This window comes from Pseudomonas sp. ADAK2 TE3594 (assembly GCF_053628675.1).
Genome location: NZ_JBRJGV010000001.1, coordinates 859723 through 883636, shown reverse-complemented (window position 1 = coordinate 883636; position 23914 = coordinate 859723). Strand labels below are relative to the sequence as shown.

Here is a 23914-nt window from a genome sequence, read left to right as displayed (position 1 = left end):
TTCGCATAAACCTGATAGAGCCCCACACAAAAACGCCCCGACTGGTTCGGGGCGTTTTTTTTGCCTCTGCTTTCCTGTAGGAGCCAGGCTTGCCGGCGAAGGCGTACTCAAGGACGCTTTCGCCGGCAAGCCTGGCTCCTACAAGTGGTAATCAGGCTCAAATCCGTGGTTTTCTGCCTTGTGAACATGAAACATTTGTCATGAAACTCAATGGCCTGCGACTGAATGTCGCGTATTTCGCGGGCTGCAGGACTTTTGCCGATTTTGCAAAAATGGGTTGCCGAACTCTGCCGTTTACTTAGCCAGCTAACAAAACATATAACGGAGGCCTGCACACGCCTTGCTGCAGATAACAGAGATTGGAGCTAGCAGATGACTGTAAAAGTAACTGAACGCGACGATTCACATATGTCCCACGAAGGCATCGCCGCCGGTATCCGCATCTGGGATGTACATCAACAAGACCTGTTGGTCGGGATGTTCCACTCCGAGACCGAAGCCCACCAGTACAAGGCCGAACTGGAAACACTGGAGCAGCAACGCGAAGCGCGTTCTGCATAATGACCGCATTGAAAACGACAAACCCCGCCATGAGCGGGGTTTGTCGTTTTTGCAGTCTCTAACGGCTTACCACATCAGATCATCAGGGATCTGATAGGCCGCGTACGGATCGTCTTCGGCGCTGACTTCTTCTGTCTTCACATTCAGCTGCACGATGCGCTGTGGATCGCGCTCCTGAATCTTCAGGGCCGCTTCACGAGGGATCACTTCGTAACCGCCAGCGTGATGCACGATCGCCAGCGAACCGCTGCTGAGCTTGTTGCGCATCAGCGTGTTGACGGAGATGCGCTTGACCTTCTTGTCATCGACGAAGTTGTAGTAGTCCTCGGTGGTCAGCTTGGGCAGGCGCGAGACTTCGATCAATTGCTTGACCTGGGCGGCACGGGCCTTCGCTTCGGCCTTCTCCTGCTGCTGGCGGTTCAGCTCCTGGTCGCGCTTGACCTTCTCGGCCATGGCTTCCTGAGCGGCACGCTGCTGGGAGTCATCGAGTTCAATCTGACCTTTATGGGCCAGACGTTGCTGCTTCTGCTTCTCTTTGCCGACCTGTTTGGCCTGCTTTTGATTGACCAGCCCTGCTTTGAGCAACTGGTCGCGAAGGGAAATGCTCATGGTGCTTATTTCTCACTTAGGCAACTGCTCAACCGCAGCTGGGCAAATTCTTTTCCTGACGTTTGGCTTCGCCCCACAAGGCGTCCAACTCTTCGAGGGTGCAATCTTCTATGGGACGGTGGGTGTCGCGCAATGCCTGTTCGATAAATCGGAAGCGTCTTTCAAACTTTGAGTTCGCGCCGCGCAGTGCGGTTTCCGGATCGACCTTGAGGTGCCGAGCCAGATTGACCACGGAAAACAGCAGGTCGCCGACTTCATCGGCAATCGCTGCCGAGTCATTGTCGGCCATGGCTTCGAGCACTTCATCGAGCTCTTCGCGAACCTTGTCGAGCACTGGCAAGGCGTCCGGCCAGTCAAAACCGACCTGCCCTGCGCGCTTCTGCAGTTTTGCCGAACGGGACAGCGCCGGCAACGCGGCAGGCACATCGTCGAGCAAGGACAACTGCTGCGGCGCCGAAGATTTCTCGGCACGCTCTTCCGCCTTGATATCTTCCCAGCGTTGCTTGACCTGCTCTTCATTCAGGCGCGGGATGTCCAGCGGCGCATACAGATCACCGGTGGGGAACACGTGAGGATGACGGCGGATCAGTTTGCGCGTGATGCTATCGACCACGCCATCGAACTCGAAGCGCCCTTCTTCCCGGGCCAGTTGGCTGTAATACACCACCTGGAACAACAAGTCGCCCAACTCCCCCTGCAAATGATCGAAGTCCCCGCGCTCGATCGCATCGGCGACTTCGTAGGCTTCTTCCAGGGTGTGCGGGACGATGGTCGCGTAGGTTTGCTTGATGTCCCACGGGCAGCCGTACTGCGGGTCGCGCAGACGGTTCATCAGGTGCAATAGATCTTCAAGTGAATACATCTTTCATTAATCTCTACACACTTGTAGGAGCGAGGCTTGCCCGCGAAGGCGGTGTGTCAGGTATGCCGCCTTCGCGGGCAAGCCTCGCTCCTACAGGTGTCACCATCAATTTCCGTGCAGGTCTCTCACGGTGTGCGGTTACGGCGGGTTTCGATGATGTTCGGCAACTGGGAAATCCGCCCCAGCAACCGTCCCAGTGCATCCAGCCCCGGAATCTCGATGGTCAGGGACATCAACGCCGTGTTGTCCTCTTTGTTCGAACGGGTGTTGACCGCCAGCACGTTGATCCGCTCGTTGAGCAGCACCTGTGACACGTCACGCAGCAGACCGGAACGGTCGTAGGCGCGAATGATGATGTCCACCGGATAGGTGAGCACCGGCACCGGGCCCCAGCTGACCTGGATGATCCGCTCCGGCTCGCGCCCGGCCAGTTGCAGCACCGAGGCGCAGTCCTGACGGTGAATGCTCACGCCACGGCCCTGGGTGATGTAACCGACGATCGCATCCCCCGGCAGCGGCTGGCAGCAGCCAGCCATTTGGGTCATCAGGTTGCCGACGCCCTGGATCTGAATGTCGCCACGCTTGCCCGGTTTGTAACCGGTGGCTTTGCGCGGGATCAGTTCCAGCTGTTCGTTGCCGCGTTCCGGCTCGACCAGTTGCTGCGCAAGATTCACCAATTGCGCCAGACGCAAATCGCCTGCGCCCAATGCGGCGAACATGTCCTCGGCGGTCTTCATGTTGGCCTTCTCAGCCAACTTGTCGAAATCCACCTGCGGCAAACCGAGGCGATTGAGTTCGCGCTCAAGCAAGGTTTTACCGGCCGCGACGTTCTGATCGCGCGCCTGCAATTTGAACCAGTGAACGATCTTCGCCCGCGCCCGCGAGGTGGTGATGTAGCCCAGGTTCGGGTTCAGCCAGTCGCGGCTCGGAGTGCCGTGCTTGCTGGTGATGATCTCGACCTGTTCACCGGTTTGCAGGCTGTAGTTGAGCGGCACGATCCGCCCGTTGATCTTGGCGCCGCGGCAGTTGTGACCGATTTCGGTGTGCACGCGGTAGGCAAAGTCCAGCGGTGTCGCGCCCTTCGGCAAGTCGATGGCGTGACCGTCCGGGGTAAAGATGTAGACCCGGTCCGGTTCGATATCGACCCGCAGTTGTTCAGCCAGACCGCCGATGTCACCCAGCTCTTCATGCCACTCGAGGACCTGACGCAGCCAGGAGATTTTCTCTTCGTAGTGGTTGGAGCCGGACTTGACGTCGGTGCCCTTGTACTTCCAGTGCGCGCACACGCCCAACTCGGCTTCTTCGTGCATCGCATGGGTGCGGATCTGCACTTCCAGCACCTTGCCTTCAGGGCCGATTACCGCAGTGTGCAGCGAGCGGTAGCCGTTCTCTTTCGGGTTGGCGATGTAGTCGTCGAACTCTTTCGGGATGTGCCGCCACAGGGTGTGGACGATGCCGAGCGCGGTGTAGCAGTCGCGCATTTCCGGCACCAGCACGCGAACGGCGCGCACGTCGTAGATCTGGCTGAACTCCAGACCCTTGCGCTGCATTTTGCGCCAGATCGAATAGATGTGTTTGGCCCGACCGCTGATGTCGGCATCGACGCCGGTGGCCTGCAACTCGTCTTTGAGTTGGGTCATCACGTCAGCGATAAAGCGCTCGCGATCCAGCCGTCGCTCGTGGAGCAACTTGGCGATCTGCTTGTACTGGTCGGGCTCAAGATAGCGGAAGGACAGGTCCTCCAGCTCCCACTTGATATGACCGATACCGAGGCGGTGGGCGAGCGGCGCGTAAATGTCGAAGACTTCACGAGCCACACGGTTGCGCTTCTCATCGTCGGCAGTTTTCACCGCGCGGATCGCGCAGGTGCGCTCGGCCAGTTTGATCAGCGCGACGCGCACGTCGTCGACCATGGCCACCAGCATCTTGCGCAGGTTTTCCACCTGGCCCTGAGTGCCCAGCACCAGGGATTGACGGGGGCTCAGGCTGGCGCTGATCGCCGCCATGCGCAACACGCCGTCGATGAGTTTGGCCACCACCGGGCCGAAACGCTGGCTGACTGCCGGCAACTGGATCTGGCCTTCGCGCACGCCGCGGTACAGCACCGCCGCGACCAACGAATCCTGGTCGAGTTTGAGGTCGGCGAGAATCTCGGCGATCTCAAGGCCCGTGCGGAAACTCGAGGTCCCTTCGGACCACAGATTCTTCGCCGCATTGGCTTGTTGTTCGGCCTGGCGAGCGAACTCGCAGGCTTCCTTCAAGGCTTCGCGATCCAGTGCCGCATCGACACTGACCGCATGATCGAGCCAAGCCTCGAGATTGATACTGCCGTCGGTGTTGATCGGCTGGTGTGCTCTCACCTGTACCATCTTGCTTTACCTTCCCTACGACGCAGATTCAATGCGTCAAATCGCTGACCCTTGCTGCCCGTGTGCACTCGCGGGGCTAAGACGAATGCGCTTTGCACGGGCGGGTCAGTCGGACCAGACGAGCCGTCCTAGCTCGCTTCAAATAACGCCATGGCCTCGACATGTGCCGTCTGAGGAAACATATCGAGAATCCCGGCACGTTTTAACCGGTAGCCCTGCTTGATCAATTCGACCGTGTCGCGCGCCAGCGTTGCAGGGTTGCACGACACATACACCAATCGTTTGGCGCCCAAGGACGCCAGCTTGCGCACCACCTCAAAAGCACCGTCGCGAGGTGGGTCCAAGAGTACCGCACAAAAGCCTTCATCGGCCCATTCGGCATCGGCCAAGGGCTGGGATAAATCGGCCTGAAAAAACTTCGCGTTATGCAGATTATTGCTGACAGCATTCGCGGCGGCACGCTCGACCATCGCCTGCACGCCCTCCACCGCCACCACTTCACGAACCGCTTTGGCCAGCGGCAAGGCAAAGTTGCCCAACCCACAAAACAGATCCAGAACCCGCTCATCAGGTTTCGGCGCCAACCAGGCCAACGCCTGGGCGACCATCGCTTCGTTGACCCCGGCGTTGACCTGAATGAAATCTCCCGGCCGATACGCCAGGTTCAAGTCCCACTGTTCAAGGCGATAGCCCAGCGACTGATCGGCCTCGACCGGTTGCGGCTCACCATCGCCATGCAGCCACAACTGGGCTTCATGGAACGCGCAGAATTCCTTGAGGATGGTCATGTCGGCTTCGGACAACGGCGCCATGTGCCGCAGCAATACCGCCAATGACGAACCACTGAACAACTCCACATGCCCCAGCGCCTGAGGTTTGCTCAAGCGCCGCAGCATCTCCGGCAAGCGGCTCATGATCGGCTGCAAGGGCTGTACCAGCACCGGGCATTCGTTGATGGCGACGATGTCCTGACTACCGGCAGCGCGGAAGCCGACTTCGAGTTTTTTCGCTTTCATGTCCCAACGCACCGCCACTCGGGCGCGACGACGGTAGCCGAATTCCGGACCGCTCAACGGCGCTGCCCACTCATCAGGTTCGACACCGGCAACCCGCGACAATTGCTCGGCGAGCATGCGCTGTTTCAGGGCGAGCTGTTCGTTGTGGGGCAGATGCTGCACGCTGCAACCGCCGCAGCGAGCGGCATGAGCGCACGGTGCCGGGCGGCGCAATTCACTGGCGTTGAACACGCGTTCGGTGCGCGCCTCGACCACTTTGCCGTGGGCACCCAAGACCCGCGCCTCTACATCTTCACCGGCCAATGCGCCGATGACGAACCAGGTGCGACCTTCGAAAAACGCGATACCGCGACCGTCATTGGCCAGGCGCTCAATCGTCAAGCGCTGCTTTTTGCCGGTCGGGACTTGCGGGGCCTTGCTGCCGCCCGTGGGCTGGAAGCGCAGGCCTCTCTCTTGCTTGGCCATCAGTTGGGCGCGTCGAAAATGCCGGTCGACAAGTAACGGTCGCCACGGTCGCAGATGATCGCGACGATCACCGCGTTTTCAACTTCCTTGGACAGACGCAGCATCGCCGCCACGGCACCGCCCGAAGACACGCCACAGAAGATGCCTTCTTCGCGCGCCAGACGACGGGTCACGTCTTCGGCTTCGCTTTGCGCCATATCGACGATCCGGTCCACGCGATCGGCCTGGTAGATCTTCGGCAGGTATTCCTGCGGCCAGCGACGGATGCCCGGAATCGCCGAACCTTCCATCGGTTGCAGCCCGATGATCTGCACGTTGTCGTTCTGCTCTTTCAAGTAGCGCGAAACGCCCATGATGGTGCCAGTGGTGCCCATCGAGCTGACGAAATGAGTGATGGTGCCTTCGGTCTGGCGCCAGATTTCCGGACCGGTGGTGGTGTAGTGCGCCTCGGGGTTGTCACCGTTGGCGAACTGATCCAGCACCTTGCCACGACCTTCGGCTTCCATTCGCTGGGCGAGGTCGCGGGCGCCTTCCATGCCTTCTTCCTGGCTGACCAGAATCAGCTCGGCGCCATAAGCCGTCATGGCGGCTTTACGCTCGGCGCTGGAGTTGTCCGGCATGATCAGGATCATCTTGTAACCCTTGATCGCGGCAGCCATGGCCAAGGCGATCCCGGTGTTGCCCGAGGTCGCTTCGATCAGCGTATCGCCAGCGTGGATCTGCCCGCGCAATTCGGCGCGGGTGATCATCGACAGCGCCGGACGGTCCTTGACCGAACCCGCCGGGTTATTCCCTTCGAGCTTGAGCAAAAGGGTGTTGCTGGTGGCGCCAGGCAGGCGCTGCAAACGGACCAGCGGAGTGTTGCCGACGCAATCGGCGATGGTTGGGTACTGCAAGGTCATGGCGTATTCGCAATCCAGACTGCGGGGGCGCCTATCATACCGGCAAACGTGCGCAGGCCATATCACGCAAAGTAAGGGGCTTATGGCGAATGGGAATAAGAGGGAGATTACCCGCTCTTCTCCTGCTCAAAATCCAGCGCATAAAACTCATGCAATTTAGCCTGCAACAACTGCTTGTCCGGTAGGCGAGTCTGGTATTCGGCAATTAACGCTGGCGACAGGCTACGGTTAAGGGCGTACTCGACCACCTCGTCATCCTTGCTGGCACAAAGCAACACACCAATGGCAGGGTTTTCGTGGGGTTTGCGCTCATTGCGATCCAGCGCTTCCAGATAGAAATCCAGCTTGCCCAAATACTCCGGCTCAAACCGACCGACCTTGAGCTCAATGGCTACCAGACAGTTGAGCCCACGGTGGAAGAACAGCAGATCCAGGGCGAAATCACGCCCGCCGACTTGCAGCGGATATTGGGAGCCGACAAAGCAGAAGTCACGACCCAGTTCGATCAGAAATTCCTTGAGACGCGCCAGCAGCCCCTTATGCAGATCGGTTTCGGCATGGCCGCCGGGCAGATCGAGAAACTCGACCATGTAGGCATCGCGGAAAATCTCAAGCGCCGCAGGGTGAGTATGTCTTAGCACTGCGGAGGTTTTTGCCGGTTGGGTCACACTACGCTCGAACAGTGCAGCTTTGAACTGACGCTCCAACTCGCGCTTCGACCACTTCTCCTGAACCGCCATACGTAGATAAAACTCCCGCTCTTCCGGGAGTTTGCCCTGACTGAAGATGACCAGATTATGGGTCCAGGGTATTTGTCTCACCAGCGGTGAGACTTTCTCGTCACCCCGGTAAGTCTCATAGAACTGACGCATGCGGAACAGATTGGGGCGAGTAAAACCGCGCAACCCAGGTTGAGACATGGCCAGATGCTCAGCCAGTTGGCTGACCACAGAATCGCCCCATTCGGCTTTTTCCAGCTTGCGACTGATGTAAGCACCCACCTGCCAATACAGCTCAATCAGCTGGGTATTCACCGCCTGCATGGCTTGCTGTTTGGCACTTTGAATCAGCGCAAGCACTTCATTGAAACGATCGTCGGTTGCGTTGTCGGGGACGCTGGATGCATTCATGCCGAACTCCTTGAGGACGAGGAAAAACGCGAGTCTATTCCGTCGAATCAGGCATAAGGTGTCGGCAATCCCCTTTAGGAAAGGTCGTACAAATAAACGGGAACGCTCCGGCATGATCAGCGCGGTGGTGGCTGGAAGAGCCGCATCGCGAGCTGGCTCGCTCCCACGGGAGTCGAGGTTGATCACACAATTTGTGGCAGACACACGTCAACTGTGGGAGCGGGCTTGCCCGCGATGGCGTCTTCGATGGAGAGGATACGGGGATGACTGATAGAGATGGGAGTCATGATTATCTGCAAATAATTCTCATTTGCCGACTATTCAAGATCGCCTCACCAGGGGCAACCCAAGGTTTGCCTCTCAAGACCAAAGCGCGGAACCAGCCGACGAATGACGACATCAATTTTACGGAGATTGCCCGCATGCAAGTCGCTACACTGCGCAGGTGGCGCGTGCCGGACGCATGTGCAGGTCAATAAACAGCTGGATGCGGGAGAGATGCGTGCTCAAGAAACTGGGAATTAAAGGCCGCGTGCTGCTGCTGACCCTGTTACCGACCACCCTGATGGCGCTGGTTCTGGGCGGCTATTTCACCTGGATGCAGCAATCGGACCTGCAATCGCAACTCATGCAGCGCGGCGAAATGATTGCCGAACAGCTGGCACCGCTGGTGGCCCCGGCCATGGGTCGCAAAGACAACGACCTGCTGGAACGCATCGCCACCCAGTTCCTGGAACAAACCGACGTGCGCGCGGTGACCTTCCTCGCCCCCGACCGCACGACACTGGCCCATGCCGGCCCGACCATGCTCAATTCGGCGCCTTTGGGCAACGGTTCACAGATGTTGCGCCGCAGTGGCAATGACGCCACGCGCTACCTGCTGCCGGTGTTCGGCAAGCACCGCAACCTGGCCGGCGACCTGATCCCCGATGAATCCGACCGTCTGCTGGGTTGGGTCGAACTCGAGCTGTCCCACAACGGCATGTTGCTGCGCGGTTACCGTAGCCTGTTCGCCAGCCTGCTGTTGATCGGCGGGGGACTGGTCGGTGCGGCGCTGTTGGCGTTGCGCATGGGGCGGACCATCAACCGGCCTCTGAGCCAAATCAAACAAGCCGTGGCACAGCTCAAGGACGGCCACCTGGAAACCCGCCTGCCGCCCCTCGGCAGCCATGAGCTGGATGAACTGGCGTCCGGCATCAACCGCATGGCCGGAACCCTGCAGAACGCTCAGGAAGAATTGCAAAACAGCGTCGAACAGGCCACCGAAGACGTGCGTCAGAACCTGGAAACCATCGAAATCCAGAACATCGAGCTGGACCTGGCGCGCAAGGAAGCCCTGGAGGCGAGCCGGATCAAATCCGAGTTCCTGGCCAACATGAGCCATGAAATCCGCACACCGCTCAATGGCATTCTCGGCTTCACGCATTTGCTGCAAAAAAGCGAATTGACGCCGCGCCAGCTCGATTATCTGGGCACCATCGAAAAATCCGCCGACAGCTTGCTGGGGATCATCAACGAGATTCTCGACTTCTCGAAAATCGAGGCCGGCAAACTGGTGCTCGACCATATTCCCTTCAACCTGCGCGACCTGCTGCAAGACACCTTGACCATCCTCGCCCCGGCCGCCCACGCCAAAGAGCTTGAGCTGGTGAGCCTGGTTTATCGCGATACGCCACTGTCGCTGGTGGGCGATCCGCTGCGACTCAAGCAGATCCTCACCAACCTTGTGAGCAACGCGATCAAGTTCACCCGCGAAGGCACCATCGTTGCCCGGGCCATGCTCGAAGAAGAGCATGAAGACAGCGTGCAACTGCGCATCAGCATTCAGGACACTGGCATTGGTCTGTCGAATCAGGACGTGCGCGCCTTGTTTCAGGCCTTCAGCCAGGCTGATAACTCGCTGTCCCGACAACCTGGCGGCACCGGACTGGGGCTGGTGATTTCCAAACGCCTGATCGAACAGATGGGCGGCGAGATCGGCGTCGACAGCACACCGGGCGAAGGTTCGGAATTCTGGATCAGCCTGAGCCTGCCCAAAACCCGCGACGACGCCGAAGACCTGCCCGGCCCACCGCTACTCGGGCATCGGGTGGCGGTCCTGGAAAACCATGAACTGGCCCGTCAGGCCTTGCAGCATCAACTGGAAGACTGCGGCTTGGCAGTCACGCCGTTCAACACTCTGGAAAGCCTGGCCAATGGCGTGACCGGCGCCCATCAGACCGATCAGGCCATCGGCCTGGCAGTGCTCGGCATCACCAGCAACGACATGCCGCCGGAGCGCCTCAACCAGCATATCTGGGACCTCGAACACCTGGGCTGCAGAGTGTTGGTGCTGTGCCCGACCACCGAACTGACGCTGTTCCACCTCTCGGTGCCCAACCCCCACAGCCAACTCCAGTCCAAACCGGCCTGCACGCGCAAACTGCGTCGGGCACTGGCCGATATGGTCAACCCGCGCCAGCAACGCAGCGCCCCCGGCGAGCCGGTTTCCAGCCGCGCGCCGAAGGTCCTTTGCGTCGATGACAACCCGGCCAATCTGCTGCTGGTGCAAACCCTGCTCGAAGACATGGGCGCCAAGGTGCTCGCGGTGGAAAGCGGTTACGCTGCGGTCAAGGCCGTGCAGAACGAGACCTTCGACCTGGTGCTGATGGACGTGCAGATGCCTGGCATGGATGGCCGCCAGAGCACCGAAGCCATTCGCCAGTGGGAAAGCGAGCGGCATTGCACGCCATTGCCGATCGTTGCCCTTACCGCCCACGCGATGGCCAACGAAAAACGTGCGTTGCTGCAAAGCGGCATGGACGACTACCTGACCAAACCCATCAGCGAGCGGCAACTGGCGCAGGTGGTGTTGAAATGGACCGGCCTGGCATTGCGTAATCTGGGTCCGGAGCGCTCCAGCGAAAGCAACAACGGTAATGAGTTGCAGGTGCTCGATCACGAAGAAGGCCTGCGCCTGGCGGCCGGCAAAGCCGATCTGGCGGCGGACATGCTGGCAATGCTGCTGGCCTCCCTGGAGGCCGACCGCGAGGCCATCCGCGTCGCTCGTGAAGCCAATGACCAGAATGCCCTGATCGAGCGAGTCCATCGCTTGCATGGGGCGACCCGTTATTGCGGCGTCCCGCAACTGCGCGCCGCCTGCCAACGCAGTGAAACCCTGCTCAAGCAACAGGACCCCAAAGCCCCCGGCGCGCTGGAAGAACTCGAACGAGCCATCAATCGCCTGGCGGCCCATGCGCGTATCAATGCCTGATGCAACGCAATAACGCTGGGCGCCTTGAAGGCTAAGCTCAAGGTCTGTAGCTTCCAGGAGGACAACATGCGCACGATTCTTTTCAGCAGCCAGGCCTATGACCGCGACAGTTTTCTGAGTACCGACCTGCCCGCCGGCATCGAGCTGCATTTCCAGCCGGCGCGGCTGAGCCTCGACACGGTGGCGCTGGCTGAGCATCACGAAGTGGTCTGTGCCTTCATCAATGATGACCTCAGTGCTCCGGTACTCGAACGTCTGGCCACGGGTGGCACACACCTGATCGCCCTGCGCTCGGCCGGTTACAACCATGTCGATCTGGCGGTAGCGAAGCGCCTGGGGCTGGCGATTGTGCGGGTTCCGGCTTACTCGCCTCACGCGGTGGCCGAACATGCGGTGGCGCTGATCCTGGCGCTAAATCGCCGCCTGCACCGTGCCTACAACCGTACTCGCGAGGGGGATTTCAGTCTGCACGGGCTCACCGGTTTCGACCTCGTGGGCAAGACCGTCGGCGTAGTCGGCACCGGGCAGATCGGCGCGACCTTCGCGAAAATCATGAACGGCTTCGGCTGCCGGTTGCTGGCCTGTGATCCTTACCCGAACCCGCAGGTCGAAGCGCTCGGCGCGCGCTACCTCAGCTTGCCGCAACTGCTGGCCGAGTCGCAGATCATCAGCCTGCATTGCCCGCTCAACGAACAGAGCAAACACTTGATCAACAGCGAATCGCTGGCACACATGCAGCCCGGCGCGATGTTGATCAATACCGGGCGTGGCGGTCTGGTGGACACCCCGGCGCTAATCGACGCGTTGAAGGACGGCCAATTGGGCTATCTGGGGCTGGATGTTTATGAAGAGGAGGCGCAGCTGTTCTTCGAAGATCGCTCCGACTTGCCGCTGCAGGACGATGTGCTGGCGCGCCTGCTGACTTTTCCGAATGTAATCATCACGGCGCACCAGGCCTTCCTCACCCGCGAAGCCCTTGGCGCGATTGCCGCGACCACCCTGCAGAACATCGCGGCCTGGGCAGCCGGTTCGCCACAGAATCAGGTCGAGAGCTGATTGGCTCAGGCCTTGGACAAAAGGATCATCAGGGCCAGCCAGCCAAAGCCCAGCAAGCGCTGTCCCAGCGAATGCCCGCGACGCAGCAGAAACCAGACAAAAAACGGCGGCAGAAAGAAAATCATCAGTTTCAGCCAGAGTTCCACCGGACGCGGCCCGCCGGGTGCCACTGCCGGGATCTCTGCCTCGACTTCGGCTTTACGTTTGCGCCCGAAAGCGGCCGGGGTCACCCTGGGCACACTCTCATTGGTCGGTAAGCGCCCGAAAGAAAGAGGCGCCTGCGTTGCCGTCGATGTAGCCGCTTCTGCCACCGAAGGCGCACCGCAATGAATGCAAGCAGGCGCCGTGGAGCTGATGCGTTGCTTGCACTCAAAACATTCGATCAACGCCATTTCTATTCCTTAGAGATGCAAAAGCGGCAGTTTGCCATGAGTCGGCAGGTAATTCGAACCAGATCGAAGGTCACATGCCCACGCCATGCTGCGTTCATGCCCGTGCTAGCATATCGCGCATATTTGGAGGACCCATGGTCGAACACGATTTCCGCTACAGCCTGATGAACCCGCAACACACCCTCACCGAATGCCGCGCCCTGGTGCCGGGGCGTTATCAAGTCACCGGCAACGGCGGCTCGATTCGTAATAACGACGTGCTGGTGGTGACCCTTAAAGGCAGCAAGGACTTGTCCATGCGCCTGACCGTCGAAACGGTTCGCCATCTGATCAACCCGCCCGGCCAATGGGTCGCGGTGGCCAGTGGTCCGGTGTTCGGCGAACTGGCGATCCACACCTGGAAAGTCAACTGCGACAGCTGCGCCAAAGAGCTGAGCTTTGAATTCGCGGTCGACGCCAAGCTGGGCAACAAGGCGGAAAAACCGGCGGCCACTGCGCGCATTGCCGAGCTGGGCTGGGCCACGGTTGCCGACAAGCACCTGTGCAAGAAGTGCCAGGAGCCTGCGTGATGAAACGCCTTGCTCTGACCGCCATGGCTGGCGCCAGCCTGTTGGGCTGCGCCGCCGAGCCGGTGCAATTGCAACACAACCGCAGCTACATTCTGGAGTGGATCGGCGAACGTCCGCTGATGGACTACAGCCATCTGACCATCACCCTCGATGATGACGGTCGGGCCTATGGCAATGGCGGCTGCAACCACTGGTTCGCGCCGTATACCCTGCAAGGCGACAAGCTGAGCTTCGGCAAGATCGGCAGCACCCGCAAAATGTGTGCGCCAGCGTTGATGGAGCAGGAAAAACGCTTCCTGCAAGCGTTGGAAAACGTCCAGCGCTGGGACGTCTCACCGATCGACCAGATGCGCTTCTGGCCGGCGCAAGGCAAACCACTGCGTTGGTGGCTTGAAGAGGGTTGATCCTCTCGCTCTGATCGTTCCCACGCTCTGCGTGGGAATGCATCTAGTGACGCTCTGCGTCACAGGGACGCGGAGCGTCCCGGGCAGCATTCCCACGCAGAGCGTGGGAACGATCAGTGAATTGCTTTTCGTAGGAGCCAGGCTTGCCGGCGAAGGCGCTCCAAAGTACGCCTTCGCCGGCAAGCCTGGCTCCTACAGGTCCACTTATGATCAGTTAATCGCCTGCAACGCCTCAAGCTTCGCCATCACCCCCGCCGCCGTCTGCTCCCCCATCAACTGTTCCCGCACCTTGCCCTTGTTATCGATGATGTAAGTCACCGGCAACGCTTCACTGCGCGGTAATTCGAAAAGGTCCGCCGGGTCCTGGGCCAGCACGGTGAAGGCGATCCCCAGTTTCTCGCTGGCGCTTTTCAGCTCTTCGCCCTGCACATTGTCGAAGTTGACCCCGAATACACCGATCTTCTTGCCCTTGAGCTGCTCGGCCAGCACGTTCAACTCGGGAATCTCGGTACGGCACGGGCCGCACCATTCGGCCCAGTAATTGAGCACCAGCCATTGTTTGTCCAGACGCTCGGCGGCGACTTTGTGACCGTTCTGGTCGACGCCATAGTCGTTGCCGCAGCCCCCCAGCAATAACGCCCCCATGATCGCCAATGCCGCTGCCAGTCGCCTTGTCATGTCTCAATCCTTGTCAAAAATGGAATGCACCTGCGACCCATCGCCTCCCAAGGTTCTGGATTACGCGCCGCCCAGTTAGAATAGCCGCCACCTTACGCAAGATGCGACCCGCACATGACCGATCTGACGCTTTATCACAACCCGCGCTGCTCGAAATCCCGCGGTGCGCTCGAACTCATCGAAGCCCGTGGCCTGGCCCCGACCGTCGTCCGCTACCTGGAAACGCCGCTGGACGCCGCGCAAATCCAGAGCCTGTTGAGCAAACTCGGCATCAACGCCCGGCAATTGCTGCGCACCGGCGAGGACGAGTACAAAACCCTCAACCTGGCCGACAACAGCCTGAGCGAGGCGCAATTGATCGCCGCCATCGCCGCGCACCCGAAACTCATGGAGCGCCCGATTCTCGAAGTCGGCGACAAAGCCATCATCGGCCGTCCGCCGGAGAATGTGCTGGAGTTGCTGCCGTGAGTGCGCCGTACATTCTGGTTCTGTATTACAGCCGCAGCGGTTCGACCAATGAAATGGCCCGGCAGATTGCCCGTGGTGTCGAGCAGTCCGGTATGGAAGCGCGCCTGCGCACCGTGCCGGCGATCTCCACCGAGTGCGAAGCCGTGTCGCCGGACATTCCCGATGAAGGCGCACTGTACGCCAGCCTCGACGACCTGAAAAACTGCGCCGGCCTGGCCCTCGGCAGCCCGACCCGGTTCGGTAACATGGCCGCACCGTTGAAATACTTTCTCGATGGCACCAGCAATCTGTGGCTGACCGGGGCCCTGGTAGGCAAACCGGCCGGGGTCTTCACCTCCACCGCAAGCCTGCACGGCGGCCAGGAAACTACGCTGCTGTCGATGATGTTGCCGTTGCTGCACCACGGCATGCTGATCACCGGCCTGCCTTACAGCGAGTCGGCGCTGCTGGAAACCCGCGGAGGCGGCACGCCTTACGGCGCCAGTCATCACGCCGGTGCCGATGGCAAAAGCGGTTTGAATGAACACGAAGTTGCGCTGTGCCGGGCCTTGGGCCTGCGGTTGGCGAAGACTGCGCAAAAGTTGGTGAGTTGATATGGCCAAAAAGCCGAAAATCCTGCCTTCCATCGAATGGCTCGAACCGCGAGTACGGGCGATGCGCGTCATCAGCCTGCTGTGCTTTTTCGGCCTGGTGGGACTGCTCTGCGCCTACTACCTGATATTCGCCGACCTGCATGGCGCGCGGCCGTGGGTGATTCTGCTGATCGAACTGGTGCCGCTGCTGTTGCTGGCGCCGGGGATGATCGTCGGCAGCGCCCGCGGGCATTCGTGGATGTGTTTTGTGGTGAACCTGTATTTCATGAAAGGCGCATTGGCCGCGTATGACCCGAACCGGCAACTGTTCGGTTTACTGGAGATGGGCGCGAGCCTGGCGGTGTTCTGCTCGGCAATGTTGTATGTGCGGTGGCGGTTTCAGTTGAATCGCAAGTTGGCGGGTGAAGGCGAGATCTCTGTCGCCTGACATATCGCCATCGCGGGCAAGCCCGCTCCCACAGTGACCGGGGTCGTTCACACATTTTGTGCTCAAAACCAATACCTGTGGGAGCGGGCTTGCCCGCGATGGATTCGATGCGGTCTCAATGATTCACTGTGTAAGCCAGCATCATCGAAATCTGGCTCATCGGCCGCCCACCGCTCTCTTCGTGCCACTGGTTGAACGCATTCTGCACCGTGGCCATGTCCCTCAGACTAGTCGGGACCTTGTCGACGATCTTCTGCGCACTCAGCGCTGCTACCACGTCGTAGCTCGGCACGAACGTGTCCTTGCCCACCATCCGCAAGAATCGCGGCGCCGATAATCCGCCCAACTGATGCCCGTGTTTTTTCAGATAGGTCCACAACCCGACGATGTCGGTCACCGCCCATTCGGCGATCAAAGCGCCAAAGCTGCCCTTCTCATGGGCCACGTCCAGAATGAACTGCGCATTGCGCGGTACGCTCTTGAGCTTGCCCAGGTGGCGGATGATCCGCGCGTCCTGCATCAAGCGCTCCAGATGTTCGGCGCTCATCAGCACGACTTTTTCCGGATCGAACTTGAAGAACACCTCTTCGAACGCCGGCCACTTGGCGTCCACCAGGCTGTGCTTGAGCCCGGCGCGGAACGCCCGCAACGCCATGGTCGAGAGGTAGCGGTCGTCGCTGATCTTGCGTAATTGCGCCGGGGTCTTGGGAACCGGCAGATGGGCTTCCAGTTCAGCCGCCGAACCGAAGCGGTTCAAGCAGTATTCGTTCAGCCACTTGTAATCGCGCATGCCCTCTCCTGAGGATTGAAGCGAAAAACCAACTGTGGGAGCGCCCCGTGGCGAGGGGGCTCGCCCCCGTTGGGCTGCGAAGCGACCCCAAAATCTCTGATGTACCAAAGATCTTGTGACTGCTCCGCACTCAAACGGGGGCAAGCCCCCTCGCCACAGGCCCGCTCCCACACAATTTGTTCAGAGATTTACTACGTTGACGAACCGCGAAGCTGCGGTTTCATCGATGCGCAGGTTGGTGAAATCGAACAAGTTACGGTCCGCCAGTTGCGACGGGATCACGTTCTGCAAGCTGCGGAAAATGCTTTCGGTACGGCCCGGGGTCTTGCGCTCCCACTCCTGAAGCATCTCTTTAACCACTTGGCGCTGCAGGTTTTCCTGGGAGCCACAGAGGTTGCACGGGATGATCGGGAATTGCTTGAAGTCCGAGTAAGCCTGAATGTCTTTTTCGTTGCAGTAGGCCAGCGGGCGGATCACCACGTTGCGACCGTCGTCGGCACGCAGCTTCGGCGGCATGGCCTTGAGCGAACCGTTGAAGAACATGTTCAGGAAGAACGTCTCGACGATGTCGTCGCGATGGTGACCGAGGGCCATTTTGGTCGCGCCGATTTCATCGGCAAAGGTGTAGAGCGTGCCGCGACGCAGGCGTGAGCACAGCGAGCAGGTGGTCTTTCCCTCAGGAATAAGCTCCTTGACCACCGAATAGGTGTCTTTCTCGACGATGTGGTACTCGATGCCCAGTTCTTTAAGGTAAGCCGGCAGCACGTGCTCGGGAAAGCCTGGCTGCTTCTGGTCCATGTTCACGGCCACGATGTCGAACTTGATCGGGGCGACCTTCTGCAAATGCATCAGCACGTCGAGCATGGTGTAGCTGTCCTTGCCACCGGACAGGCAGACCATGACCTTGTCGCCGTCTTCAATCATGTTGAAATCGGCGACAGCCTCACCGGCCTGGCGGCGAAGGCGCTTTTGCAGTTTGTTCTGGTTGACCGTAAGAGTGCCCATGACGCGAAATCCGTGAGGTGTGACGAAAGGCCGGCATTTTACGCAAAAACATTGCACTTGTGGCGAGGGGGCTTGTCGGAACGCCGCATCGCCCCGTTCGGCTGCGCAGCAGTCGTAAAACAAACACTGCGGTTCCTCTTGGAAAATATAGTCGACTGATTGGGGGCCACTTCGTGACCCAACGGGGGCAAGCCCCCTCGCCACAGGGTTTAACAGGCACAGACCCGGCGGCGATTAACAAGATTGTTTACAGCGCGATTTGCTCTAAGCCCCTCGCACTATTTCCGGTAACTCCTTTCTATACTGCGGCATAAGGTCGCACACGTATTCAGACCTGTACTTACCTGGCCACTTTGGCCCGTAAGCGCTCCGCTGGGGGGCGATGGCAACAACAAGAGGAGTGACTGGCATGATCCATCACGTAGTGGGGCTCTTCACCCACCCTGACCAGGAATGGAAAGAAATCCGTGGCGACCAGGAGGAAAGCATCAGCCACATGTACCTCACGCACACCCTGATTCTGGCGGCGATCCCTGCCGTGTCGGCGTTTATTGGCACCACGCAGGTCGGCTGGGTCATTGGTAGTCGAGCGCCGGTAATGCTGACTACGGAAAGCGCGCTGTGGATGACCATCATGTCGTACCTGGCGATGCTTGGCGGTGTCGCGGTAATGGGCGCGTTCATCCACTGGATGGCCCGCACCTATGACGCCAACCCGAGCCTGGCACGTTGTGTCGCGTTCGCCACGTACACCGCGACGCCACTGTTCATCGGCGGTCTGGCGGCGCTTTACCCGCACATGTGGCTGGGAATGATCGTCGGCACCGCAGCCATCTGCTACACGGTGTACCTGCTGTATGTAGGCCTGCCGACGTTCATGAACATTCCGTCGGACGAGGGATTCCTGTTTTCAAGCTCGGTGCTCGCCGTTGGATTGGTGGTGCTGGTGGCGATCATGGCGTTCACGGTGATTGTCTGGGGGCTTGGCGTGGGACCGGTCTATACGAATTAGCAACACACCCGCCAAAAACAAGATCTGCCAATACAGGCCGCCGCAAGGCGGCCTTCTACTCTCCAACAAAGAGCAGGAGGTACGACCATTCAGCGCCTCGGCGATTCGCAAGTCCCGAGGGTTGCGGCATACTCGACGTCTCTGGAGATCCATCAAGCATGCCCGAGCAACTCAATACCCGCGTCGAAGACTGTTTCCAACAAGCCGAATCCTTTTTCAAACGACCTTTCAAACGCCCCGTGGTGAGCCTCAAGCTGCGCGGGCAAAAAGCCGGTGTCGCGCATTTGCACGAGAACCTGCTGCGCTTCAATCCGCAGCTGTACCGTGAAAACACCGAAGACTTCCTCAAGCAGACCGTGGCGCATGAAGTCGCGCACCTGATCGCCCATCAATTGTTCGGCGACCGCATCCAGCCTCATGGCGAAGAGTGGCAACTGATCATGCGTGGTGTGTACGAACTGCCGCCCAACCGCTGCCACACCTACGACGTCAAACGCCGCAGCGTGACCCGCTACATCTACAAATGCCCGTGCGCCGACAGCGATTTCCCGTTTTCGGCGCAGCGTCATGGTTTGGTGAGACAGGGACGGCGGTATTTGTGCCGGCGCTGCAGGAGCACGTTGGTGTTCAGTGGCGAGATGCGGGTCGAATAAGTCAGATTTGTGGTGTCTGGGCCGGCCTCATCGCGGACAAGCCCGCTCCCACAGTGGTCGGAGTCGTTCACAAATTTTGTAATCAAAGCTGATCCCTGTGGGAGCGGGCTTGCCCGCGATGGGGCCGGGACAGACGCTAGATAATCACCCTGGCACGCCGCAATTCCTCGATCCGCTCAACACTGAACCCCAACTCCCCCAACACCTGATCGGTATGCGCTCCCAGCGTCGCGCCAATATGCCGAGGCTCAGGCAAGCCGTCCGAAAATTTCAACGGGCAAGCGATCTGCGCCTGAGTCGAACCATCGCAGCGCGGCACCTCAGCCACCAATTCCCGCGCCTGCAACTGCGGGTGCCGCACCGCTTCGTCCAGGCTCAACACCGGCTCGACGCACGCATCGACCCCGGCAAACAGCTCACACAACTCGGCAAAGTCGTATTTTTCGAATTCGACTTTCAACGCCTCCTTGAGCGCCTGTTGCCGGGCCGGTTCGGGTGACAACCCTTGGGCCGCCAGTTCCGGGCGGCCCAGCGCCGTGCAGAGTTGCTGCATGAACACCGGCTCCAGACTGCCCACCGACAACCAGCGTCCATCGCGCGAGCGGTAGTAGTCGTAGAAGCTGCCGCCATTGAGCATCTGATCTTCCCTGCCCGGCTCCACGCCACAGGCCAGGTACCCGGCACCGGCCATGGCGTTCAGGCTGAAGGCGCAGTCGGTCATGCTCACATCCAGATGCTGCCCCTGCCCTGTCTGCTGTCGCGCGATCACCGCCGCCAGCAGGCCGATCACCCCGTGCAGCGAGCCACCCGCGACATCCGCCACCTGCATGCCCAACGGGACCGGCCCGCTGTCGGCGCGACCGGTGTAACTCGCCAGCCCCGCCAGCGCCAGGTAGTTGATGTCGTGACCGGCGCGGTCCTTGTAGGGGCCGGTCTGGCCATAACCGGTGATCGACACATAAATCAGCCGCGGATTAATCGCCTTCAAGGCCTCATACCCCAGGCCGAGTCGGTCCATCACACCGGGACGGAACTGTTCCAGCACGATGTCGTAGTCCTGCAGCAACTGCTTGATCACCTCCAGCGCTTCGGGCTGCTTGAGGTCCAGGGCCAGGCTGCGCTTGTTGCGATTGAGGTACGCGTGGCTGGCCGACACGCCTTGATCATGCGGCGGCAGCACTCGCAGCAGGTCCATGCGGGTCGGCGACTCGACGCGCAGCACCTCGGCGCCCATGTCTGCCAGCAGCAACGAGGCGAACGGCCCCGGCAGCAGTGTCGAGAAATCCAGAACCTTGAGTGATGCCAGTGGACCGAGCATGAGTGTTCTCCAGTGCAATCCCCCAAGCCTAGGCAGCCGAGGACATTGCAGCAATCACCTTATGTGTCAGTGGCGGTGACCGTTGTGCTCAAATCGCAGGTATGAAAAAACCCGCCGAAGCGGGTTTTTTTATTACAACCAAGTTTACTTGGCGTTCGTCGGGGTTGCCCCTTCGACGTGGCCCAAAACATCGTCTTTAGGCTCGTCGGCAATGCCGCGACCGCCCGACGCCAGCTCCGATTGCAGCACGTCGGTATCCAGTTCCTTGACCCACTTGGCCACAACAATGGTGGCAACCGCGTTACCGATCAGGTTGGTCAGGGCACGGGCTTCGGACATGAAGCGGTCGATACCGAGGATCAGCGCCAGGCCGGCAACCGGCAGGTGGCCAACGGCGGACAAGGTAGCGGCCAGTACGATGAAACCACTACCGGTCACGCCAGCAGCGCCTTTGGAGGACAGCAGCAACACCACCAGCAGAGTGATCTGGTGAGTGATGTCCATTTGGGTGTCGGTTGCCTGAGCAATGAACACGGCCGCCATGGTCAGGTAGATTGCAGTACCGTCGAGGTTGAACGAGTAACCGGTCGGGATCACCAGACCTACCACGGATTTCTGCGCGCCCAGACGCTCCATTTTGATCAGCATACGTGGCAGCACCGACTCCGAAGAGGAGGTACCCAGCACGATCAGCAGTTCTTCACGGATGTAGCGGATCACTTTCAGCACGCTGAAGCCGTGAGCGCGAGCGATACCGCCCAGCACGATCAGAATGAACAGCAGGCAGGTGATGTAGAAGCAGGCCATCAGTTGACCCAGCTGCACCAGCGAACCAACGCCATAAGCACCGATGGTGAACGCCATGGCGCCGAAGGCACCGAGTGGCGCGAGCTTCATGATCATGTTGATGATGTTGAACATCACGTGGGCGAAGCGATCGATGAAGTCCAGGATCGGCTTGCCGTAAGCACCCAGGCGATGCAGGGCGAAACCGAAGATAACCGAGAACATCAGCACTTGCAGAATATCGCCCGTGGCGAACGCACCGACGATGGTGGCCGGGATGACGTTCAGCAGGAAGCCAACGACGCTTTGATCCGCACCGGCAGCAACGTAGGTAGCGATTTTGGAGGCATCCAGCGTGGTGACGTCGATGTGCATGCCATTACCCGGCTGCACGATGTTGACCACGACCAGACCGACCAGCAAGGCAATGGTCGAAACGATTTCGAAATACAGCAGCGCGTAACCGCCGGTCTTGCCGACCGACTTCATGTTCTGCATACCCGCGATACCGCTGACAACGGTGCAGAAGATGATAGGAGCGATGATCATTTTGATCAGTTTGATAAACCCGTCACCCAACGGCTTGAGGGCTACACCGGTCTGCGGGTAGAAGTGACCGAGCAGGATGCCGATAGCGATGGCAACGATCACCTGGAAATACAGGGATTTGTACAGTGGCTGACGAGTCGTCATTGCAAAGTTCCTCAAGAGTGCCCGATGACAACATCCATCTGTTGCCCAAGACACTTCAATTGCGAACCCTCCTGCACTGGAGGGATTTGTTTTGTCGAGCTGCGTGGCGGCAGGCATCTATCGCTTGTATCGCAAGGCCCGTGCCACATTCGCCAAAAAGCCTGCGAGCCTTTTGACATCAAGGGTTACAGGTTTTTTTTCGTCACCGACTGGTTACAACGATGTGGCGGATTTCCGCCCACCAGCCAAACCTCGTCCTGCAATTTGGCGGATATCCGCCTTGTCCATCGTCGACGGGCACCGCTACCATCCATTGCTCAGTGGACGGACCTGCCCTCTTATGCGTGAACGCACCATCGCCAGCCATTTCGCCCGTGCCGCCCTCGGTGGCGCGCGTCGACGTGGCTACGACTATTCGAGCCTGCTGCAGCAACTGGGGATCAGCCCCGAGTTGCTCGACGAACCGCGTGCGCGAATCGCGCCTGAACAGTTCACCCGGTTGATCCAGGGGTTGTGGCTGGCCCTGGACGACGAATACCTGGGCTTCGGGCAGGCGCCGAGCAAACCCGGCAGTTTCGCGATGATGTGCCACGCCGTCATCCACTGCCGCACGCTGGAGAAAGCGCTCAATCGCGGCCTGTTGTTTTACAGCCTGTTCCCCGGCGCGCCGCATCTGACGCTGAGCCGCGAAGGCGACAGGGTTCGCCTGAGCCTGGACGATTCGCCGCTGTGGGACCCGGACCATTTCCTCAGCGAAAGCCTGTTGGTGATCTGGCATCGGTTCGGCAGCTGGCTGATTGGCCAGCGCATTCGTCTGGAGCAGGCCACGTTCAGCTACCCGAGGCCCGAACACGGGGCCGAATACGACTTGCTGTTTTCCTGCCCACTAACATTCTCCACTACTCAGAGTAGCCTGCTGTTCCACAGTCGCTACCTGAGCATGCCGCTGTTGCAGGACGAACGAACCCTCAAGCACTTCCTTGAGCGCTCCCCCGCCGACCTGCTATCGCGCCCCGACGAAGGCGACAGCCTGAGCAGCCAGTTGCGGCGCTTGCTCAGCCGCGACAATGAGCGCTGGCCGGACCTGGAAGCGGTGGCCGCGCACCTGCACATCAGCCCGCAAACCTTGCGTCGGCATTTGCGCGAAGAAGGCACGAGTTTTCAGGAATTGAAGGACCAGTTGCGCCGGGACATCGCGATTTATCACCTGGGGCGTGCGGATCTGTCGTTGCAACAGATTGCCGAGCAGTTGGGGTTTTCCGAGCCTTCGGCGTTTCACCGGGCGTTCAAGAAGTGGACCGGCCTTACGCCTGGGGCTTATCGCGCCCAAGAGAACTGATATTTCGGTTGAATTGACTGGCCCCATCGCGGGCAAGCCCGCTCCCACAAGTTTCGACTTTTGACACAAAATTGTGAACAACACAGCCTCCTGTGGGAGCGGGCTTGCCCGCGATGAGGCCCGAAAAAACACCACAGAACTTTGCAGCCAGCCATGCTGTTGTGGCGAGGGAGCTTGCTCCCGCTGGGTTGCGAAGCGACCCCAAAACCTGCAACCGCATGTTTTCAGGTACTCCGCATATGCCGGTTTTACGACTGCTTCGCAGCCGAACGGGGGCAAGCCCCCTCGCCACAGGTTCTTCGCTAGCCTCGCGGGTCGAGGTTATCCAGCACCCGATTCACCGCCAACTCCCCGAGCATGACCACCGATTGAATCCCCAACATCATGTTGCGATGTGGCATGTCCATCAACCCGGCGAACTCGCTGAGCATCATGCTTGCTGACGCCAGGGATTCGCAGGCGTTGACCAGCAGGGTTTCGTTATCTATCGCTAAACAAGTAAAGGTGGCGGCTGTACGCAGGTTAGCGATCCGGGTCACAGAAACCCCGGGTAGACCCGAAGGT

23 protein-coding genes and 1 pseudogene are annotated in these 23914 nt (G+C 59.8%); 11 read left to right on the top strand and 13 right to left on the bottom strand.

Annotation, left to right across the window (positions count from 1 at the left end):
* Positions 1-372 precede the first annotated feature (372 nt).
* Positions 373-561 (top strand): hypothetical protein, encoded by a 189-nt coding sequence (locus AB7M22_RS03920; RefSeq protein WP_030130084.1) that lies wholly within the window; start codon positions 373-375, stop codon positions 559-561.
* A gap of 66 nt (positions 562-627) precedes the next feature.
* Here AB7M22_RS03920 and AB7M22_RS03915 read toward each other — a convergent pair whose 3' ends face one another.
* From AB7M22_RS03915 to AB7M22_RS03890, 6 genes are all read right to left on the bottom strand, one after another.
* Positions 628-1170, bottom strand: a complete 543-nt coding sequence (locus tag AB7M22_RS03915) for a DUF2058 domain-containing protein (RefSeq protein ID WP_007899055.1) — start codon at positions 1168-1170, stop codon at positions 628-630.
* Between the two features lie 28 nt (positions 1171-1198).
* Positions 1199-2032, bottom strand: coding sequence for a nucleoside triphosphate pyrophosphohydrolase (gene mazG / locus AB7M22_RS03910; protein WP_454185306.1), 834 nt, complete (start codon positions 2030-2032; stop codon positions 1199-1201).
* A 125-nt stretch (positions 2033-2157) separates the two neighbouring features.
* Positions 2158-4401, bottom strand: coding sequence for a GTP diphosphokinase (relA, locus tag AB7M22_RS03905; protein WP_008011663.1), 2244 nt, complete (start codon positions 4399-4401; stop codon positions 2158-2160).
* 128 nt (positions 4402-4529) lie between these two features.
* Positions 4530-5882: a 23S rRNA (uracil(1939)-C(5))-methyltransferase RlmD gene (gene rlmD, locus AB7M22_RS03900; protein WP_454185305.1), complete on the bottom strand. Its 1353-nt coding sequence runs from the start codon at positions 5880-5882 to the stop codon at positions 4530-4532.
* Positions 5882-6784: a cysteine synthase CysM gene (cysM, locus tag AB7M22_RS03895; RefSeq protein ID WP_367374639.1), complete on the bottom strand. Its 903-nt coding sequence runs from the start codon at positions 6782-6784 to the stop codon at positions 5882-5884. The genes rlmD and cysM overlap by 1 nt, the downstream gene beginning before the upstream one ends.
* A 107-nt stretch (positions 6785-6891) precedes the next feature.
* Positions 6892-7914: a PDDEXK nuclease domain-containing protein gene (locus AB7M22_RS03890; protein ID WP_454185304.1), complete on the bottom strand. Its 1023-nt coding sequence runs from the start codon at positions 7912-7914 to the stop codon at positions 6892-6894.
* A gap of 502 nt (positions 7915-8416) precedes the next feature.
* Here AB7M22_RS03890 and AB7M22_RS03885 point away from each other — a divergent pair.
* Positions 8417-11167: a response regulator gene (locus AB7M22_RS03885; protein ID WP_454185303.1), complete on the top strand. Its 2751-nt coding sequence runs from the start codon at positions 8417-8419 to the stop codon at positions 11165-11167.
* A gap of 66 nt (positions 11168-11233) precedes the next feature.
* Positions 11234-12223 carry a 2-hydroxyacid dehydrogenase gene (locus AB7M22_RS03880; RefSeq protein ID WP_454185302.1) on the top strand — a complete coding sequence of 330 codons (990 nt, stop codon included), beginning with the start codon at positions 11234-11236 and terminating at the stop codon, positions 12221-12223.
* 5 nt (positions 12224-12228) lie between these two features.
* On the opposite strand, the gene AB7M22_RS03875 is transcribed toward AB7M22_RS03880, so the two are convergent.
* Complete coding sequence (locus AB7M22_RS03875; protein WP_454185301.1) at positions 12229-12615, bottom strand: hypothetical protein; 387 nt, start codon at positions 12613-12615, stop codon at positions 12229-12231.
* A gap of 134 nt (positions 12616-12749) precedes the next feature.
* Between AB7M22_RS03875 and AB7M22_RS03870 the strand changes: the two genes are divergently transcribed.
* Positions 12750-13184: a hypothetical protein gene (locus tag AB7M22_RS03870; protein ID WP_007899088.1), complete on the top strand. Its 435-nt coding sequence runs from the start codon at positions 12750-12752 to the stop codon at positions 13182-13184.
* Entirely contained in the window at positions 13184-13588 is a 405-nt protein-coding gene (locus tag AB7M22_RS03865; RefSeq protein ID WP_454185300.1) for an META domain-containing protein, read from the top strand. Before AB7M22_RS03870 ends, AB7M22_RS03865 begins: the two co-directional genes overlap by 1 nt.
* Positions 13589-13798: 210 nt before the next feature.
* On the opposite strand, the gene AB7M22_RS03860 is transcribed toward AB7M22_RS03865, so the two are convergent.
* The gene (locus tag AB7M22_RS03860) at positions 13799-14266 is read right to left on the bottom strand and encodes a TlpA family protein disulfide reductase (RefSeq protein WP_454185299.1); all 468 of its coding nucleotides are present in this window, start codon (positions 14264-14266) and stop codon (positions 13799-13801) included.
* Positions 14267-14380: 114 nt separating this feature from the next.
* Here AB7M22_RS03860 and arsC point away from each other — a divergent pair, with 114 nt between their 5' ends.
* The 3 genes from arsC to AB7M22_RS03845 are packed head-to-tail and all read left to right on the top strand — an operon-like array spanning position 14381 to position 15754.
* Positions 14381-14734: an arsenate reductase (glutaredoxin) gene (gene arsC / locus AB7M22_RS03855; protein WP_007899091.1), complete on the top strand. Its 354-nt coding sequence runs from the start codon at positions 14381-14383 to the stop codon at positions 14732-14734.
* The gene (gene wrbA, locus AB7M22_RS03850; RefSeq protein WP_008011647.1) at positions 14731-15327 is read left to right on the top strand and encodes an NAD(P)H:quinone oxidoreductase; all 597 of its coding nucleotides are present in this window, start codon (positions 14731-14733) and stop codon (positions 15325-15327) included. Before arsC ends, wrbA begins: the two co-directional genes overlap by 4 nt.
* Before the next feature lies 1 nt (position 15328).
* Positions 15329-15754, top strand: coding sequence for a DUF2069 domain-containing protein (locus AB7M22_RS03845; protein WP_454185298.1), 426 nt, complete (start codon positions 15329-15331; stop codon positions 15752-15754).
* Positions 15755-15869: 115 nt separating this feature from the next.
* On the opposite strand, the gene AB7M22_RS03840 is transcribed toward AB7M22_RS03845, so the two are convergent.
* Both AB7M22_RS03840 and ttcA read right to left on the bottom strand, forming a co-directional pair.
* Positions 15870-16544 (bottom strand): DNA-3-methyladenine glycosylase I, encoded by a 675-nt coding sequence (locus AB7M22_RS03840; RefSeq protein ID WP_454185297.1) that lies wholly within the window; start codon positions 16542-16544, stop codon positions 15870-15872.
* Between the two features lie 180 nt (positions 16545-16724).
* Positions 16725-17549, bottom strand: a complete 825-nt coding sequence (gene ttcA / locus AB7M22_RS03835) for a tRNA 2-thiocytidine(32) synthetase TtcA (RefSeq protein ID WP_007899095.1) — start codon at positions 17547-17549, stop codon at positions 16725-16727.
* Between the two features lie 409 nt (positions 17550-17958).
* On the opposite strand from ttcA, the gene AB7M22_RS03830 reads away from it, so the two are divergent.
* Both AB7M22_RS03830 and AB7M22_RS03825 read left to right on the top strand, forming a co-directional pair.
* Positions 17959-18561, top strand: coding sequence for a Yip1 family protein (locus AB7M22_RS03830; RefSeq protein WP_007899096.1), 603 nt, complete (start codon positions 17959-17961; stop codon positions 18559-18561).
* A gap of 158 nt (positions 18562-18719) precedes the next feature.
* Positions 18720-19214 (top strand): SprT family zinc-dependent metalloprotease, encoded by a 495-nt coding sequence (locus AB7M22_RS03825; RefSeq protein ID WP_008011643.1) that lies wholly within the window; start codon positions 18720-18722, stop codon positions 19212-19214.
* Positions 19215-19350: 136 nt separating this feature from the next.
* Here the strand turns inward: AB7M22_RS03825 and AB7M22_RS03820 are convergent, their stop codons facing one another.
* Together AB7M22_RS03820 and AB7M22_RS03815 are read right to left on the bottom strand one after the other, a co-directional pair.
* The gene (locus AB7M22_RS03820; protein WP_454185296.1) at positions 19351-20532 is read right to left on the bottom strand and encodes a CaiB/BaiF CoA transferase family protein; all 1182 of its coding nucleotides are present in this window, start codon (positions 20530-20532) and stop codon (positions 19351-19353) included.
* Positions 20533-20676: 144 nt separating this feature from the next.
* Positions 20677-22011 carry a dicarboxylate/amino acid:cation symporter gene (locus AB7M22_RS03815; protein WP_454185295.1) on the bottom strand — a complete coding sequence of 445 codons (1335 nt, stop codon included), beginning with the start codon at positions 22009-22011 and terminating at the stop codon, positions 20677-20679.
* A 340-nt stretch (positions 22012-22351) separates the two neighbouring features.
* Here AB7M22_RS03815 and AB7M22_RS03810 point away from each other — a divergent pair, with 340 nt between their 5' ends.
* A complete protein-coding gene (locus AB7M22_RS03810) occupies positions 22352-23350 on the top strand; it encodes an AraC family transcriptional regulator (RefSeq protein ID WP_454185294.1) in 999 nt (332 codons plus the stop codon).
* 302 nt (positions 23351-23652) lie between these two features.
* On the opposite strand, the pseudogene AB7M22_RS03805 reads toward AB7M22_RS03810, so the two are convergent.
* Positions 23653-23838 (bottom strand): annotated as a pseudogene (locus AB7M22_RS03805) (DUF6124 family protein); the annotation flags it as partial.
* Positions 23839-23914 lie beyond the last annotated feature (76 nt).

Excerpts from the sequence above, each read along its gene's own strand:
- AB7M22_RS03815 (WP_454185295.1), bottom strand. The coding sequence starts at position 22,011 with ATGACGACTCGTCAGCCACTGTACAAATCCCTGTATTTCCAGGTGATC.
- relA (WP_008011663.1), bottom strand. The coding sequence starts at position 4,401 with ATGGTACAGGTGAGAGCACACCAGCCGATCAACACCGACGGCAGTATC.
- AB7M22_RS03880 (WP_454185302.1), top strand. The coding sequence starts at position 11,234 with ATGCGCACGATTCTTTTCAGCAGCCAGGCCTATGACCGCGACAGTTTT.
- AB7M22_RS03830 (WP_007899096.1), top strand. The coding sequence starts at position 17,959 with ATGATCCATCACGTAGTGGGGCTCTTCACCCACCCTGACCAGGAATGG.
- AB7M22_RS03840 (WP_454185297.1), bottom strand. The coding sequence starts at position 16,544 with ATGCGCGATTACAAGTGGCTGAACGAATACTGCTTGAACCGCTTCGGT.
- AB7M22_RS03920 (WP_030130084.1), top strand. The coding sequence starts at position 373 with ATGACTGTAAAAGTAACTGAACGCGACGATTCACATATGTCCCACGAA.
- cysM (WP_367374639.1), bottom strand. The coding sequence starts at position 6,784 with ATGACCTTGCAGTACCCAACCATCGCCGATTGCGTCGGCAACACTCCG.
- AB7M22_RS03810 (WP_454185294.1), top strand. The coding sequence starts at position 22,352 with ATGCGTGAACGCACCATCGCCAGCCATTTCGCCCGTGCCGCCCTCGGT.
- AB7M22_RS03820 (WP_454185296.1), bottom strand. The coding sequence starts at position 20,532 with ATGCTCGGTCCACTGGCATCACTCAAGGTTCTGGATTTCTCGACACTG.
- AB7M22_RS03825 (WP_008011643.1), top strand. The coding sequence starts at position 18,720 with ATGCCCGAGCAACTCAATACCCGCGTCGAAGACTGTTTCCAACAAGCC.
- rlmD (WP_454185305.1), bottom strand. The coding sequence starts at position 5,882 with ATGGCCAAGCAAGAGAGAGGCCTGCGCTTCCAGCCCACGGGCGGCAGC.
- AB7M22_RS03865 (WP_454185300.1), top strand. The coding sequence starts at position 13,184 with ATGAAACGCCTTGCTCTGACCGCCATGGCTGGCGCCAGCCTGTTGGGC.
- AB7M22_RS03890 (WP_454185304.1), bottom strand. The coding sequence starts at position 7,914 with ATGAATGCATCCAGCGTCCCCGACAACGCAACCGACGATCGTTTCAAT.
- AB7M22_RS03860 (WP_454185299.1), bottom strand. The coding sequence starts at position 14,266 with ATGACAAGGCGACTGGCAGCGGCATTGGCGATCATGGGGGCGTTATTG.
- AB7M22_RS03870 (WP_007899088.1), top strand. The coding sequence starts at position 12,750 with ATGGTCGAACACGATTTCCGCTACAGCCTGATGAACCCGCAACACACC.
- AB7M22_RS03845 (WP_454185298.1), top strand. The coding sequence starts at position 15,329 with ATGGCCAAAAAGCCGAAAATCCTGCCTTCCATCGAATGGCTCGAACCG.
- AB7M22_RS03915 (WP_007899055.1), bottom strand. The coding sequence starts at position 1,170 with ATGAGCATTTCCCTTCGCGACCAGTTGCTCAAAGCAGGGCTGGTCAAT.
- AB7M22_RS03875 (WP_454185301.1), bottom strand. The coding sequence starts at position 12,615 with ATGGCGTTGATCGAATGTTTTGAGTGCAAGCAACGCATCAGCTCCACG.
- ttcA (WP_007899095.1), bottom strand. The coding sequence starts at position 17,549 with ATGGGCACTCTTACGGTCAACCAGAACAAACTGCAAAAGCGCCTTCGC.
- arsC (WP_007899091.1), top strand. The coding sequence starts at position 14,381 with ATGACCGATCTGACGCTTTATCACAACCCGCGCTGCTCGAAATCCCGC.
- mazG (WP_454185306.1), bottom strand. The coding sequence starts at position 2,032 with ATGTATTCACTTGAAGATCTATTGCACCTGATGAACCGTCTGCGCGAC.